At 72.4% G+C, this 14,606-nt stretch carries 10 protein-coding genes and 1 pseudogene; 8 read left to right on the top strand and 3 right to left on the bottom strand.

All coding sequences use genetic code 11. The features are described from left to right. Positions 1-76 precede the first annotated feature (76 nt). The 7 genes and pseudogenes from ACIP93_RS01120 to ACIP93_RS01090 all read left to right on the top strand — a co-directional run. Positions 77-1,735 (top strand): annotated as a pseudogene (locus ACIP93_RS01120) (hypothetical protein); the annotation flags it as partial. 377 nt (positions 1,736-2,112) lie between these two features. Continuing rightward, the gene (locus ACIP93_RS01115; RefSeq protein WP_401754321.1) at positions 2,113-3,711 is read left to right on the top strand and encodes an APC family permease; all 1,599 of its coding nucleotides are present in this window, start codon (positions 2,113-2,115) and stop codon (positions 3,709-3,711) included. Positions 3,712-3,793: 82 nt separating this feature from the next. Continuing rightward, positions 3,794-4,621: an LLM class F420-dependent oxidoreductase gene (locus ACIP93_RS01110; RefSeq protein WP_401754318.1), complete on the top strand. Its 828-nt coding sequence runs from the start codon at positions 3,794-3,796 to the stop codon at positions 4,619-4,621. 494 nt (positions 4,622-5,115) lie between these two features. After that, positions 5,116-7,731: a bifunctional FO biosynthesis protein CofGH gene (locus ACIP93_RS01105; protein WP_401754315.1), complete on the top strand. Its 2,616-nt coding sequence runs from the start codon at positions 5,116-5,118 to the stop codon at positions 7,729-7,731. 213 nt (positions 7,732-7,944) lie between these two features. Next, complete coding sequence (locus tag ACIP93_RS01100; RefSeq protein ID WP_345221890.1) at positions 7,945-8,460, top strand: hypothetical protein; 516 nt, start codon at positions 7,945-7,947, stop codon at positions 8,458-8,460. Positions 8,461-8,558: 98 nt separating this feature from the next. Next, the gene (locus ACIP93_RS01095) at positions 8,559-9,998 is read left to right on the top strand and encodes an SPFH domain-containing protein (RefSeq protein WP_345221893.1); all 1,440 of its coding nucleotides are present in this window, start codon (positions 8,559-8,561) and stop codon (positions 9,996-9,998) included. A 136-nt stretch (positions 9,999-10,134) separates the two neighbouring features. Continuing rightward, positions 10,135-11,262 (top strand): ADP-ribosylglycohydrolase family protein, encoded by a 1,128-nt coding sequence (locus tag ACIP93_RS01090; protein ID WP_401754311.1) that lies wholly within the window; start codon positions 10,135-10,137, stop codon positions 11,260-11,262. Positions 11,263-11,334: 72 nt separating this feature from the next. Here ACIP93_RS01090 and ACIP93_RS01085 read toward each other — a convergent pair whose 3' ends face one another. Then, positions 11,335-12,129 carry an SDR family oxidoreductase gene (locus tag ACIP93_RS01085; RefSeq protein ID WP_401754308.1) on the bottom strand — a complete coding sequence of 265 codons (795 nt, stop codon included), beginning with the start codon at positions 12,127-12,129 and terminating at the stop codon, positions 11,335-11,337. A gap of 80 nt (positions 12,130-12,209) precedes the next feature. Here ACIP93_RS01085 and ACIP93_RS01080 point away from each other — a divergent pair, with 80 nt between their 5' ends. Continuing rightward, on the top strand, positions 12,210-13,049 hold the full coding sequence (locus ACIP93_RS01080; protein ID WP_401754306.1) for a hypothetical protein: 840 nt from the start codon (positions 12,210-12,212) through the stop codon (positions 13,047-13,049). Positions 13,050-13,150: 101 nt separating this feature from the next. On the opposite strand, the gene ACIP93_RS01075 is transcribed toward ACIP93_RS01080, so the two are convergent. Together ACIP93_RS01075 and ACIP93_RS01070 are read right to left on the bottom strand one after the other, a co-directional pair. Then, positions 13,151-13,360 (bottom strand): DUF397 domain-containing protein, encoded by a 210-nt coding sequence (locus ACIP93_RS01075; RefSeq protein ID WP_401754303.1) that lies wholly within the window; start codon positions 13,358-13,360, stop codon positions 13,151-13,153. Positions 13,361-13,674: 314 nt separating this feature from the next. After that, positions 13,675-14,538: a helix-turn-helix transcriptional regulator gene (locus tag ACIP93_RS01070; RefSeq protein WP_345221904.1), complete on the bottom strand. Its 864-nt coding sequence runs from the start codon at positions 14,536-14,538 to the stop codon at positions 13,675-13,677. Positions 14,539-14,606: the final 68 nt, after the last annotated feature.

The following is a 14,606-nucleotide window of genomic DNA, read 5'->3' as shown; positions in this document are numbered from 1 at the left end:
TACGCGCGGGTAACGACCGTCACACCTCACGGGGGCGTCCGTCGGCGCGTGCCGTCCCGGACCGGAGGCAGCCCGGATGACCCCTCATCGCAGACACGGCCTCCACGCCGCCGTCGTCGCCCTCCTGCTGGCCCTCGGCCTGACCGCCCCCCGGTCCGCCGGCGCCGACACCCCCTGGTGGGAGCCGGCCGCCCGGCCCGCCGCCGACTCGCAGATCAACGTCACCGGCGAACCCTTCCGGGGCGCCGACGGCCGAGGCGAGGTGCGCGGCTTCGTCGACGCCCACAACCACCTCATGTCCAACGAGGGCTTCGGCGGCCGCATCATCTGCGGCAAGCCCTTCGACGAGGCCGGCGTCGCCACCGCCCTCAAGGACTGCCCCGAGCACTACCCCGACGGCGCCCTCGCCCTCTTCGAGAACATCACCGGCGGCGCCGACGGCCACCACGACCCGGTCGGCTGGCCCACCTTCAAGGACTGGCCCGCCCACGACTCCCTGAGCCACCAGCAGAACTACTACGCCTGGCTGGAGCGCGCCTGGCGCGGCGGCCAGCGGGTGCTGGTCAACGACCTCGTCTCCAACGGCCTGCTCTGCTCGGTCTACGCCCGCGACCGGGGCTGCGACGAGATGGACTCCATCCGCCTCCAGGCCCGCAAGACGTACGAGATGCAGGCCTACGTCGACAAGGTCTACGGCGGCCCCGGCAAGGGCTTCTTCCGCATCGTCACCGACTCCGCCCAGGCCCGGAAGGTCGTCGAGCAGGGCAAGCTGGCCGTCGTCCTCGGCGTGGAGACCTCCGAGCCCTTCGGCTGCAAGCAGATCCTCGGCGTCCCCCAGTGCGGCAGGGGCGACATCGACAGGGGTCTCGACGAGCTGTACGGACTGGGCGTACGCAGCATGTTCCTGTGCCACAAGTTCGACAACGCGCTGTGCGGAGTGCGGATGGACAACGGCGCCATCGGCACCGCCGTCAACATCGGCCAGTTCCTCTCCACCGGCACCTTCTGGCGCACCGAGCAGTGCGCGGGCCCGCGGCAGGACAACCCGGCCGGTGACGCGAAGGCTCCCGCGGAGGTGACCAGGCTGCTGCCCCCGGGCGTCCGGGTGCCCGCCGACAACGGCGGCAAGTGCAACGTCCGGGGGCTCACCGGCCTCGGCGAGTACGCCGTCAAGGGCCTCATGAAGCGCAACATGATGCTCGAAATCGACCACATGAGCGTCAAGGCGGCCGCCCGCACCCTCGACCTCCTGGAGTCGGCGGACTACCCCGGCGTCCTCTCCAGCCACAGTTGGATGGACGACGGCTGGCTGGAGCGCCTCTACCGGCTGGGCGGCTTCAAGGCCGGGTACATGACCGCCGCCGCCGGCTTCCACCAGGAGGCCGCCGGCACCAGGCCGCTGCGCCAGAAGTACGGGGTCGGCCTCGGCTACGGCACCGACATGAACGGCGTCGGCGGCTGGCCCGCCCCCGGCGGCCCGGACGCCCCCAACGCGGTGAAGTACCCCTTCCGCACCGCCGACGGCGGCTCCCTCGTCGACCGGCAGCGGACCGGCGAACGCGTCTGGGACCTCAACACCGACGGCGCCGCCCACGTCGGCACGGTCCCCGACTGGATCGAGCAGATCCGCCTCAGCGGCGGCCAGGACACCGTCCAGGACCTGATGACGGGTGCCGAGTCCTACCTCACCACCTGGGGCGCCACCGAGAGGCACCGGCCCCCGGCCGGCCCCGCGACGTGGACGGCACGGCCCGTGCCACCCGGCACGGCTGCCCGGTGACGGAGGCGGTCGGCGCCCTTCGCGCGCCGCCCGCCTCCCGTGCCGCGAAGATCAGGAAAGGCGCTCCGAGGGACGGGCCCCGGAAGTCCGCGCCGGGCGCACATGTGGTGCTCGCGACGGAGGACGGGAAATTTTGAAAACGGGCATACCGGACGGTCCTACGGTTTCCGCAATGTGCGGACGCCCTCCGCGGCCTCCGCTTCAAAGGTGTACGGAGCATTACACCCGCGATAACCTCGCATGAAACCGGGTCTCCACCCTTTCAACTCAAGGATCTTGAAACGGAACTTCACCCTCCGGATGTGGAAACCGCAGGGCCTAACGTCCCTTTCATGACTCAGGTGGAATCAAGGCCGCAGACCGGAGACCCGGTAAGGGGCGTCGCCAAGGGGACCGAGGGGGCAGCCCTGAACACCTCCGGCGACGGCGTACGCAGCAAGGGCCTCGGCGGCAATTCCGTCGGCCTCCTCGGCAGCGCGGTCATCGGCATCTCCACCGTCGCCCCCGTCTACTGCCTGACCTCCACCCTCGGCTCCACCGCGGGCGAGGTCGGCCTCCAGATGCCCGCGATCTTCCTCGCCGGCTTCCTGCCGATGCTGCTGGTCGCCTTCGCGTACCGCGAGCTGAACAAGGTCATGCCGGACTGCGGCACCTCCTTCACCTGGACGGTGAAGGCATTCGGCCCCCGGGTCGGCTGGATGTGCGGGTGGGGCCTGGTCGTCGCGACGATCATCGTGCTCTCCAACCTCGCCGGCGTCGCCACCTCGTACTTCTGGCTCCTGGCGGGCGAGCTCACCGGCAGCGAGAAGATCGCCGCCCTGGAGGGCAACAAACCCGTCCACATCCTCACCTGCCTCGCCCTGATCGCCCTGGCGACGCTGGTCAGCTACCGGGGCATGACGGCCACCAAGGGCGTGCAGTACGCCCTGGTCGGCCTCCAGCTCGCGGTCCTGGCGGTCTTCGTCGTGATGGCGTTCAGCAAGGCGGGCAGCGGCCTGCCCGGGTTCGCGGGCGGCGTGGACTTCTCCTGGTCCTGGTTCAACCCCTTCTCGGTCGGCTCCTTCGCCGCCTTCACCGCCGGGCTCTCCCTCTCGATCTTCATGTACTGGGGCTGGGACGCCTGTCTCACCGCCAACGAGGAGACCACCGGCAGCGAGAAGACCCCCGGCCGCGCGGCCCTCATCGCGATGGTCGTCCTGGTCGGCTCCTACCTCGCCACCGCCGTCGCCGCGCAGATGGCCGTCGGCTCGGGCGACCAGGGCCTGGGTCTCGGCAACCCGGAGACCTCCGACAACGTCTTCGCCGCCCTCGCGGGCCCGGTCATGGGCCCCGTCCTCGGCATCGCGCTCTTCGTCGCGGTCCTCGCCTCCGCCACCGCGAGCCTCCAGACGACCTTCATCCCGGTCGCCCGCACGGTCCTCGCCATGTCGGCGTACGAGGCGCTGCCCGCCTCCTACGCGCGCGTGCACCCCCGCTTCAAGAGCCCGGGCCGCGCCACCGTCCACGCGGGCGTGGCGACCGGCATCTTCTACACGGTCATGACCCTGGTCAGCGAGCACGTCCTCGTCGACACGATCTACGCGCTGGGCCTCATGATCTGCTTCTACTACGCGCTGACGTCGTTCGCCTGCGCCTGGTACTTCCGCCGCGACCTCACCGCGTCCGCGCGCGACGCCCTCTTCAAGGGCGTCTTCCCGGTCCTCGGCGGGGCGCTCCTGACGGCGGTCTTCTTCAAGACCCTCTACGACATGTGGGACCCGGCGTACGGCAGCGGCTCGTCCGTCTTCGGCGTCGGCTCGGTCTTCGTGATCGGTGTGGGCCTGCTCCTGGTCGGCCTGGTCATCATGCTGGTGATGCAGCGCCGCAGCCCGGCGTTCTTCCGCGGCGCCGTCCTGACCAAGGACACCCCGCCGATGACCGTCCGGGACTGACCCCCGGCCCGCGGGCCCTCGGCTTTCGGCACGGCACGCCGTAGCGTGGGGCGGCCGACAGGCGACCGACGGAGGGGCTTCCATGCGGATTTCTGCGACGATCTTCCTGACCGACGAGACGATCACGCCGGTACGGCTGGCCCGGGAACTGGAGGAGCGGGGCTTCGCCGGGCTCTACCTGCCGGAGCACACGCACATCCCGGTGTCCCGGGAGAGCCCGTACCCGGGCGGCGGCGACCTGCCGCGCGAGTACGGCCGCACGCTCGACCCCTTCGTCGCGCTGGCCCAGGCGGCGGCCGTGACGGAACGCCTTGCCCTCGGAACCGGCATCACCCTCGTCGCCCAGCACGACCCGATCGACCTGGCCAAGCAGGTGGCGACCCTGGACCACCTCTCCGGCGGGCGCTTCACCCTCGGGGTCGGCTTCGGCTGGAACAAGGAGGAAGCCGCGGACCACGGGGTGGACTGGTCCACGCGCCGGGACCTGGCCCGCGACCGGGTCGCGCTGATGCGGGCCCTGTGGGCGCCCGCGCCCACCGCCCACGAGGGCGGGTTCAACTCGGTCCGGGCTAGCGAGGCCCACCCGAAGCCGGCGGGCGGCGCACCGCGCATCCTGCTGGGCGGGGCGGCGGGCCCGCGCCTCTTCGCGGACATCGCGGCGTACGCGGACGGGTGGATGCCGATCGGGGGCCGGGGGCTGGCGGAGTCGATCCCGGTGCTGCGGGGCGTGTGGGAGGAGGCGGGACGCGACCCGGAGGACCTCCAGGTGGTGCCGTACGCGGTGCTGCCGAGCACGGGCAAACTGGCCCACTACGCGTCCCTGGACGTGCCGGAGGTGGTCCTCCAACTCCCCCCGTCCACCCCCGAGAAGCTCCTCCCCCTCCTCGACGAGTACACGACTTACCTCTAACCCCCACCACGACGCACCCGCACCTCCCCCACCGGGGCGGCGCCCCGTCCAGGGGCGCGGGGAACTGCGCGCCCAGCCACCCACTCACCCGCACGGGAACCGTTCCCCTTGGCCGCGCGGCGAGCGCTTTAGGGAAAGGGGCGGGTCCGGGGCCTCCCTGCCCGAGCGGCAGGGGCTGACGCATCCGGTACGGGTGCTGGGCTCACGGCCCTGGCGGAGGAGCTTGCCCGGTACAGGCGCTCGGGTAGGGGCGGCACCCGGGTGGGCCGGGAGCGGGAGGGGCCGCCCCCTTGCCCGCCCTCCCCCAAGCTCTCGGCTGCGCTCGAGCAGGGGGTACCCCCCTCGCCCCCTTGGGGCGGCCCCGTCGCCCAAGGGGGCGGGGGCGGCAGGACGGCCGCGGTGGCCCACAGGGCGGGGAGGTGAGGTGACGGGCTGCCTCACCGGGCGCCCTCCGGCCCCGCACCCCGCCCCCGCGTCGAACGTATCCTCGGGACATGACCAGCCCCGCAACGCACCCCCCCAGCCAAGGCCCCACGGACAACGCGATGCGGCGCGCCCTCAAACGCGCCCGTGACGGCGTCGCCCTCGACGCCACGGAGGCCGCCGTCCTCCTCCAGGCGCGCGGCGCGAACCTCACGGACCTCTCCGCGTCCGCGGCCCGCGTGCGGGACGCGGGGCTGGCGGCCGTCGGCCGGCCCGGCGTCATCACGTACTCCAAGAAGGTCTTCATCCCCCTCACCCGCCTCTGCCGCGACAAGTGCCACTACTGCACCTTCGTCACCGTCCCCGGCAAGCTCCGCCGCGCGGGACACGGCATGTTCCTGTCGCCGGACGAGGTCCTGGACATCGCCCGCAAGGGCGCCGGGATGGGCTGCAAGGAGGCCCTGTTCACGCTCGGCGACCGCCCCGAGGACCGCTGGCCCGAGGCCCGGGAGTGGCTGGCGGCCGAGGGGTACGACGACACCCTGGCGTACGTGCGCGCGATGGCCGTCCGGGTCCTGGAGGAGACCGGACTCCTCCCGCACCTCAACCCCGGCGTGATGACCTGGACCGAGCTCCAGCGGCTCAAGCCCGTCGCGCCCTCCATGGGGATGATGCTGGAGACCACCGCGACCCGGCTGTGGAGCGAGCCCGGCGGCCCGCACCACGGCTCCCCCGACAAGGAGCCCGCCGTCCGCCTGCGCGCGCTGGAGGACGCGGGCCGCTCCAACGTCCCCTTCACCACCGGCATCCTGATCGGCATCGGCGAGGACTACGCGGAGCGCGCCGACTCCCTGTTCGCGCTGCGCAGGACGGCCCGCGCCTACCACGGCATCCAGGAAGTCATCGTCCAGAACTTCCGCGCCAAGCCGGGCACGGCGATGGGCAGGATGCCCGACGCGGAGCTCGAGGAGCTCGCGGCCGCCATCGCCGTCGCCCGCCACATCCTCGGCCCCTCGGCCCGCATCCAGGCCCCGCCGAACCTCGTCGACGACGAGTACGCGCTGATCATCGGCGCGGGCATCGACGACTGGGGCGGGGTGTCCCCGCTGACCCCCGACCACGTCAACCCCGAGCGCCCCTGGCCGCACATCGACGAACTGGCCGCGCGGACCCGCGACGCGGGTTTCGAACTGCGCGAACGCCTCACCGTCTACCCGGAGTTCATCCAGCGCGGCGAACCTTGGCTGGACCCGCGGATCGTCCCGCACGTGACCGCCCTCGCCGACCCGGCCACCGGCCTCGCCCGTACGGACGTGACGCCGGCCGGTCTCCCCTGGCAGGAGCCCGACGAGTCCTTCACCGGCGCGGGCCGCACCGACCTGCACCGCACCATCGACACCACCGGCCGCACGGGTGACCGCCGCGACGACTTCGACGCGGTGTACGGCGACTGGGAGGCACTGCGCGAGGCCGCCGCCCCCGGCATGGTGCCCTCGCAGATGAGCGGCGACATCAGCCGCGTCGACGGCGAGGTCAAGGCCGCGCTGTCCCAAGCCGCCGCCGATCCGACGAAGCTGACGGACGCCCAGGCGCTGACGCTGCTGCACGCCGACGGCCCCGCCCTGGACGAGCTGTGCCGGATCGCCGACACCCTGCGCCGCGACGTGGTCGGCGACGACGTCACATACATCGTCACGCGCAACATCAACTTCACCAACGTCTGCTACACCGGCTGCCGTTTCTGCGCCTTCGCCCAGCGCCGCACCGACGCCGACGCGTACACGCTGTCGCTGGACCAGGTCGCCGACCGGGCCGCGCAGGCCTGGGAGGTCGGCGCGGTCGAGGTCTGCATGCAGGGCGGCATCCACCCCGACCTGCCCGGCACGGCGTACTTCGACATCGCCAGGGCCGTCAAGGACCGGGTGCCGGACATGCACGTGCACGCCTTCTCGCCGATGGAGGTGGTCAACGGGGCCGCCCGCACCGGGCTCTCGTTCCGGGAGTGGCTGACCGCCGCCAAGGAGGCCGGGCTCGGGTCCGTTCCCGGCACCGCCGCCGAGATCCTCGACGACGAGGTCCGCTGGATCCTCACCAAGGGCAAGCTGCCCACCGCCGAGTGGATCGACGTGATCAGGACCGCCCACGAGGTCGGACTGCGCTCCTCCTCCACGATGATGTACGGACACGTGGACCAGCCCCGCCACTGGCTCGGCCACCTGCGCACCCTGGCCCGCCTCCAGCAGGAGACCGGCGGCTTCACGGAGTTCGTGACCCTGCCGTTCATCCACACCAACGCGCCCGTCTACCTCGCCGGGATCGCCCGCCCGGGACCGACCGTCCGCGACAACCGGGCCGTCACCGCGATGGCCCGTCTGCTCCTGCACCCGCACATCACCAACATCCAGACGAGCTGGGTGAAGCTGGGCGCGGAGGGCGCGGCCGAGATGCTCCGCTCCGGGGCGAACGACCTCGGCGGCACGCTGATGGAGGAGACCATCTCCCGGATGGCCGGGTCGAGTTACGGCTCGTACCGCTCGATCCGGGACCTCGTGGCCATCGCGGACGCGGCGGGCCGCCCCTCAAAGCCGCGCACGACGCTGTACGGCGAGGTGCCGCAGGAGCGCGTGGACGCCGCGCACGCCTCGGACGGACACCTTCCGGAACTGCTGCCGATCGTGGGGGACTGACCCGGAACCACCCGCCGGGCAGGGGCGTCGTCGCTGGTGCGGCGGCGCCCTTCGGCGTCCTCGCGACGCCGGGCCCGCCCGGCAGGCACGCCCGGCATCAAGAACGCGTAAAGACTGCCGGGATCGGGCAATGTCGAATGTCAGTGCCATGTGCGAGAGTTCCCTCAGCTCAGTGAAGTCAGGAACTCCGGCGCTCACGGGGAAGGGGCAGGCATGACCTTGTTTCTCGGTCTCGGCATCGCGGGTGTGGTGCTGCTGCTCTTCGCGCTGGTCTTCGACGGAATACTGGAGGGCCTCTTCGGCGGATTCTCCGCCCTGGAGGGCCTGTTCGACGGGCTGCTGTCGCTGCCGGTGATCGCGGGCTTCACCGCGATGCTCGGCTTCGCCGGGGCGATCACGCTCGGCACAACGGGTCTGGGCGCCGGTGCCGCCACGGGGGTGGGCATCGTCGCCGGACTCGTCGCCGCCTGGGCCACCTGGAAGTTCACCCGGGTGCTCATGCGCGACCAGACGGACGCGACCCCGCGCGGCGAGGACCTGATCGGGACGACCGGTTGGGTGGTCACCGCCATTCCGGCCGGGGGGTACGGAGAAGTGCTCGTGCGCCTCGGCGGGCAGCCGGTGAAGTACGCGGCGAAGAGCGCGCTGCCGGTGGCCCGGGGCGCCGACGTGTGGGTCGAGGCGAGCCTGTCCTCGACCTCCGTGTCGGTCCGGCCCGTCGAGCGCTGAACCGCCCCGCGCGCACCGCTGACGTGTCCGCACGGACCGTCCGCGCGGCCGCCCCTGCACTGCCACGACCCGCACTACCCACATCGGGGGAATGATTCATGAGTCCAGTCGTCATCGCGGTCGTCGGAGTCGTCGTACTCCTCGTCCTGATCGCCCTCGTCGTCATCTCGCGCTACAAGGTCGCCGGGCCCAGCGAGGCCTTCATCATCACCGGCCGGCGCGGCAAGAAGTCCACCGATCCGGTCACCGGCCGGATCAGCACCGACAACAGCGGCCAGAAGGTCGTGGTCGGCGGCGGCGTCTTCGTCGTGCCGTTCGTGCAGCAGAAGTCCACGCTCGACCTGTCCAGCCGGCAGATCCCGATCTCCGTGCGCGGCGCGGTCACCCTGCGCGGCGTCAAGGCCAACCTCGAAGGCGTCGCCATCGTCAAGGTCGGCGGCAACGAGGACGCGATCCGGGCCGCCGCCCAGCGCTTCCTCCAGCAGCAGGGCTCGATCGTCAGCTTCACCCAGGAAGTGCTCTCGGGCGCGCTGCGCGCCATCGTCGGGCGGATGTCGGTCGAGGACATCATCCGGGACCGGGCCGCGTTCGCCGGGCAGGTCGCCGAGGAGGCCGAGGCCAGCCTCTCCGGGCAGGGCCTGGTGCTCGACGCCTTCCAGATCCACGACATCACCACCGAGGGCTCCTACCTGGAGGACCTGGGCCGCCCCGAGGCCGCCCGCGCCCGCCAGGAGGCCGACATCGCGGAGGCCATCGCCAAGCGGGCCTCCGAGCAGGCCCGGCTGAAGGCGGCCGAGGAGATCGCCATCGCGGAGCGGACCTTCTACCTCAAGCAGGCCGAGATCCGCGTCGAGACCGAGGCCGCGGCCGCGAAGGCGAACGCCGCGGGACCCCTCGCCGAGGCGGCACGCCAGCAGGAGGTCCTCTCCGAGCAGGAGAAGGTCGCCCAGCGGCAGGCCGCGCTGACCGACCGCGAGCTCGACACCAAGGTCCGCAAGCCCGCCGACGCCGCCCGCTACCAGGCCGAGCAGGAGGCCGAGGCGCGCCGGATCGGCCAGGTCAAGGAGGCCGAGGCGGACGCCGAGCGCTCCCGGCTCACCGGTGAGGGCGAGAAGCTGCGCCGTGCCGCGCTGGCCGAGGCGGTGCGCATCGAGGGCGAGTCCGAGGCCGCCGCGATCGCCGCGAAGGGTTCGGCGGAGGCGGAGGCCATGCAGAAGAAGGCCGACGCGTTCGAGCGGTACGGGGACGCGGCCGTCATCCAGATGCTGGTGGAGGCACTGCCGCAGGTGGTGGCGAAGGCGGCCGAGCCGCTCAGCGCCATCGACAAGATGACGGTGATCTCCACGGACGGGGCCTCGCAACTGTCCCGTACGGTCACGGACAACGTGGCACAGGGGATGGAACTGCTCAGCTCCACGACCGGGGTCGACCTGGCGGCGCTGCTGAAGGGGATCGCCCAGAAGGGGACGGGGTCGGTCACCGGAGCCGGCGCCTCCACCGGCACCACCGCGAACGGGCAGATCCCCATCACCGACTGAGCCCGGCCGACTGGGCCCGGCCGAGCCCGACCGAGTCCCGCGGAGACCGAATCCGCCCGCTTCCGATCGGCTTGCGTCTTTCCGAGTTCCTCCCGGACCTGAAACGACGCAAGCCGATCAACTATCGTGGCGCGCCATGAGCAGCACTGCCACCGCCGCCGCGTCCGGCCTCTGGGGCCGTAGGGAGCAGCAGGACTTCCGCAGCCGGGTGCGCGGCGCGCTGCTCGGCGGCGCGATCGGGGACGCCCTGGGAGCCGCCGTGGACCCGCTCTCCCTGGACGCGATCCGGGAGCAGCACGGCGAGGCGGGCGTCGTCGACCTGGTCCCCGCGTACGGAAGGCGGGGCGCGGTCACCGCCGGGACCCAGCAGACGCTCTTCACCGTGGACGGGCTGATCCGCGCCCAGGTGCGGCGCGACACCGGAGCCTGGCACCCCCCGACCGACGTGCACCGCGCCTATCTGCGGTGGGCCGCCACCCAGCACGACTGGGGCCCCGACGAGCGGCGCGCCGAGGACGGCTGGCTGGCCCGCGAGGAGTGGCTGTACGTACGCCGCTCCCCGGGCCGGGAGTGCCTGGGGGCGCTGCGCGAGCCTGCCATGGGCACGCTGGAGGCCCCGCACAACCCGGCCTCCCGCGACCCGGCGGCCGTCGTGCGGGCGGCCCCCTTCGGGCTGCTGGTGGGGTGGGAGGCGCCGCTCGTCCTCCAGCTCGCCGCCGAGTGCGCGGCGCAGACCCACGGGCATCCGGCGTCCTGCCTGGCCGCGGGCGCGCTGGCGGTGGTGGTGCACGGGCTGACGCGGGGCGAGGGGCTGGACGCGGCCGTGCAGGGGGCACTGGCGCAGCTCGCCGCCCGGCCGGGCCACCAGCCGGTCAGCGACGCGCTGCGGGGCGCGCTGGAGGGGGTGCGGCAGGGGCTGCCGTCGCCGGAACGGGTGGCGGGGCTCGGGGACGGGCGCAGCCCGGAAGGGGTGCTGGCGGTGGCCGTTTACTGCGCCCTCGTCGGGCAGGACGTCGGGCACGGGCTGCGGCTGGCGGTGAACCACGGCGGGGCGTCGGCGGCGACGGGAGCGCTGTGCGGGGCGCTGCTGGGGGCGATGCACGGGGAGACGGCGCTGCCGGCGGGCTGGGTGGTGGAGGTGGAGGGCCGCGCCACGGTGCTGGAACTGGCGGACGACTTCGCCATGGAGATGACCCAGGGCCCCTCGCTGCACGGCCCCGGCACGGGCGCCCCGGGCTGGCTCGCCCGGTATCCGCGCGGATGATCCCGTCCCTGCGCGAGGTGACCCTTCAGGGGCACGGGAAACCACGCGTCCGACCCCGGCACACCCGCCCCCTCAGCGCATCACCTCCCCCGCGTTCACCAGCAACTGCTGCCCCGTGACGGCCCGCGACCGCTCCGACGCGAAGAAGACCACCGCGTCCGCCACCTCCGCGTCGGTGGCCATCGCGGGCAGCGCCATCCGGGCGTTCAGCCGGTCCCTGACCACCGCCTCCGGCACCCCCTCCGCCTCCGCCGCGTACGCCACGTACCCCTCCACCGGCGGTCCCCACATCCACCCCGGCAGCACCGTGTTCACCCGGACCCGGTGCGGGCCCAGCTCCCGGGCCAGGGAGTACATCGCCGAGGTCAGGGCCCCCTTGGACGCCGCGTAGGCGGCCTGCTCCACCTCCGTCGGCGCGGCGATCGCCGACTGGGTGCCGATGATGACGACCGACCCGCCCGGCCCCGCCTTCAGCGCGGGCAGGCAGGCCCGCGTCATCCGCAGCGTGCCGAGCAGGTTCACGTCCAGGACCTGCTGCCAGACGGCGAAGTCGGCCGACTCCAGACCGCCGAAGCAGGTGTCGTACGCCGCGACGTGGACCACCGCGTCGATCGCCCCGAACCGTTCCACCGCGAGGGCGGCGAGCCGCCCGCAGGCCGCCTCGGAGGTGATGTCGGTCGGCAGCCAGGCCGTCCGCCCGCCGTCCGGGTCGAGCGCGGCGGCGCACTCCGCGAGCCGGGACTCCGTACGCGCGCCGAGGACGGCGTTGCCCCCGTCGCGCAGCACCGCCTCCGCCACCCGGTGGCCGAGGCCCGCGCCCACGCCGGACACGACGACCGTTTTCCCCGCCAACAGCTCGCTGCGCACGTCACTGCCCCCAGACCCTGGCCAATTCCCTGACGGTCCGTCAGGGTAGGTCGCCGGGACGCCACTTGGAAGGGGCGGGAATGAGCGAGGAGACGCACAGCGGGACGTACGCGGAGCTGGCGGCCGTCGGGCCGTACGGGGTGCGCCCCGGGCACGCCCTGATCACCCTGGTCGAACCGCACCCGGGGCAGGAGTACGCGTACAACCGCTGGTACGAGGACGACCACTACATGGCCGGCGCCATGGCCATGCCCTGGATGTACGCGGGACGCCGCTGGGTCGCCACCCGCGACCTGCAACTCCTGCGCCACCCGGCCGAGTCCGCGGTCGCGGACCCCGTCACCGCCGGGTGCTACCTGTCCACCTACTGGATCACCGAAGGCCGTTACGACGAGCACATGAAGTGGACCGTCGCCATCAACAAGCGCCTGAACCGCGACGGGCGCGTCCACCAGGCCCGCACCCACGTCTTCACGGCGTTCCAGGACCACGTGGCGACCGTCTACCGGGACGGGGCGGCCGGACCGCGCGACTTCCACGCCCTGGACCACCCCTACCAGGGGCTCGTACTGGAGGTGCTGGACAGTCAGAGCCCGTCGCAGCGCGCGGAGCTGGCCGAATGGCTGCGCACCGCGCACCTGCCCGAGCGGCTCGCCGGTTCGCCGGCGGCCATGGTCACCGTCTTCCGGCCGACACCGCTGCCGGGCGACCGGATGACGTACGTCAAGCAGGTGGAGGGCGTCGACACCCGGCTGACCCTGCTCTGGTTCCTGGAGGAGGACCCCCGCGAGCAGTGGCAGGAGCGCTTCGGCGGACTCGGGGAGGCGGTCGCCGGGACGGGGCTCGGGCGGGTCGAGCTGGTCGCGCCGTTCATCCCGACGGTGGTGGGGACGGACCGCTACGTCGACCGGCTCAGATAGCGGGGCCGGCCGGCCCCGGAAAGCCGGAGAGCCCCCTCGGCCAGGACGGCGGGCCGGTCGAGAGGGCTCGGACGCTGTACGGCGAAGGCCGTGCAGCGGTGTCAGCGGTTACCGAGGCTTCCCTGGCCGACCTCGGTGACGAACGACGTCCACGTACCCGGCGCGAAGGAGATCGAGGGACCGTCCGGCGCCTTCGAGTCCCGTACGTCGATCGCCTGCACCGCGGGGGACTTGACCTCCACGCACGCGCCGTTCCCACCGGAGTACGAGGACTTCGTCCACTCGGCCGTAGCGCCCTTGAGAATCGCCATGTTCCTTCAGCCTCCACCAGTCGTTCGTCGATCGCCGCGAGCGTCCACCGAAGGCGTTCGCCGTGGGCTGCCAGCGGTTTCGCTTGACGTGATCGACGCTACGCCGGAACTCCGGTGCCCACAGGGGCCGTTCACTCGACCGGATGGCATATACCGGCGGGTCTTCCACTCGAACATGGTGAAGGTGTACGGTGCGCGGTTGCCGGGGTCCGGGGGCCTGCTGGGGCTCCTGGAACCACCAGGGGTTCCGAGGGCGCCGCCGGCCCGCGCGGCGGTCCTCGCCGGTCCCCGGGCCGGCCCGCGCGACGCCTCCGCTAGTCCGCGTAGAGCCTCTTCGCGATGTCGTCGATGTACTCCAGCGAGTCCTCCGCGCTCATCGCCTTCGCCCGCAGGTGCTCGTACATCACGGTGTACTTCTGCACGTCACCCGTCTTCTCCAGGTACAGGTCGCTGGTGACGCCCTCGATGTAGACCACGCTGGAGTCGGTCGTCTCCGGGAACTCCAGGATCGCGTAGTGGCCGCTGAGCCCCGTGTGCGCGCCCGCCGAGAACGGCAGGACCTGGATGGTCACATGAGGCAGCTTGGAGAGCTCCTGGAGGTGCTCCAACTGCGCCAGCATCAGGTGCCGGTCGCCGACCACCCGGCACAGCGCCGACTCGTCGATCACCGCCCACAGCCGCAGCGGCACCGCCGCCGCCGTGATGCGCTCCTTGCGGCGCAGCCGGACGCCGACCCGCTTCTTCCACTCCTCCGGCGTGCTCTCGGGCAGCGCGCCGGAGATCACCGCCTCCGCGTACTCCGTGGTCTGGAGCAGGCCCGGGACGACCTGCGGCTCGTACACGCGCAGGCTCTCGGCGTCCGTCTCCAGGCCGATGTAGACGCTGTACGGGATGTCGCCGAAGGCGTGCCACCAGCCCTGCTGCCGCGAGTCCTTGGCCATCTGCATCAGCGACTCGACGACCCTGGGGTCCTCCACCTCGTACACCCCGCACAGGTCCCTCACGTCGCGCGGGCTGATGCTGCGGCGGCCGTTCTCCAGGCGGCTGATCTTCGACTGGGAGACCAGCAGCCGCTCGGCCACGCCTTCCGCGGTCAGGCCCTTCGTCTCGCGGAGCCTGCGCAGCTCCTGGCCCAGTCGACGTCGCCTGACGGTCGGGTTGATGTTGGGGGACGCCACGGGACTGCACCTCCGGCTGCGTGCTGCGGATGCTCTGATCGGTCCTTGCAGCCTGCCACCAACTCGGC

This window comes from Streptomyces sp. NPDC088745 (assembly GCF_044751045.1).
Classification (GTDB): Bacteria; Actinomycetota; Actinomycetes; order Streptomycetales; family Streptomycetaceae; genus Streptomyces; species Streptomyces cremeus.
This window is presented reverse-complemented; position numbering and strand designations above follow the sequence as displayed.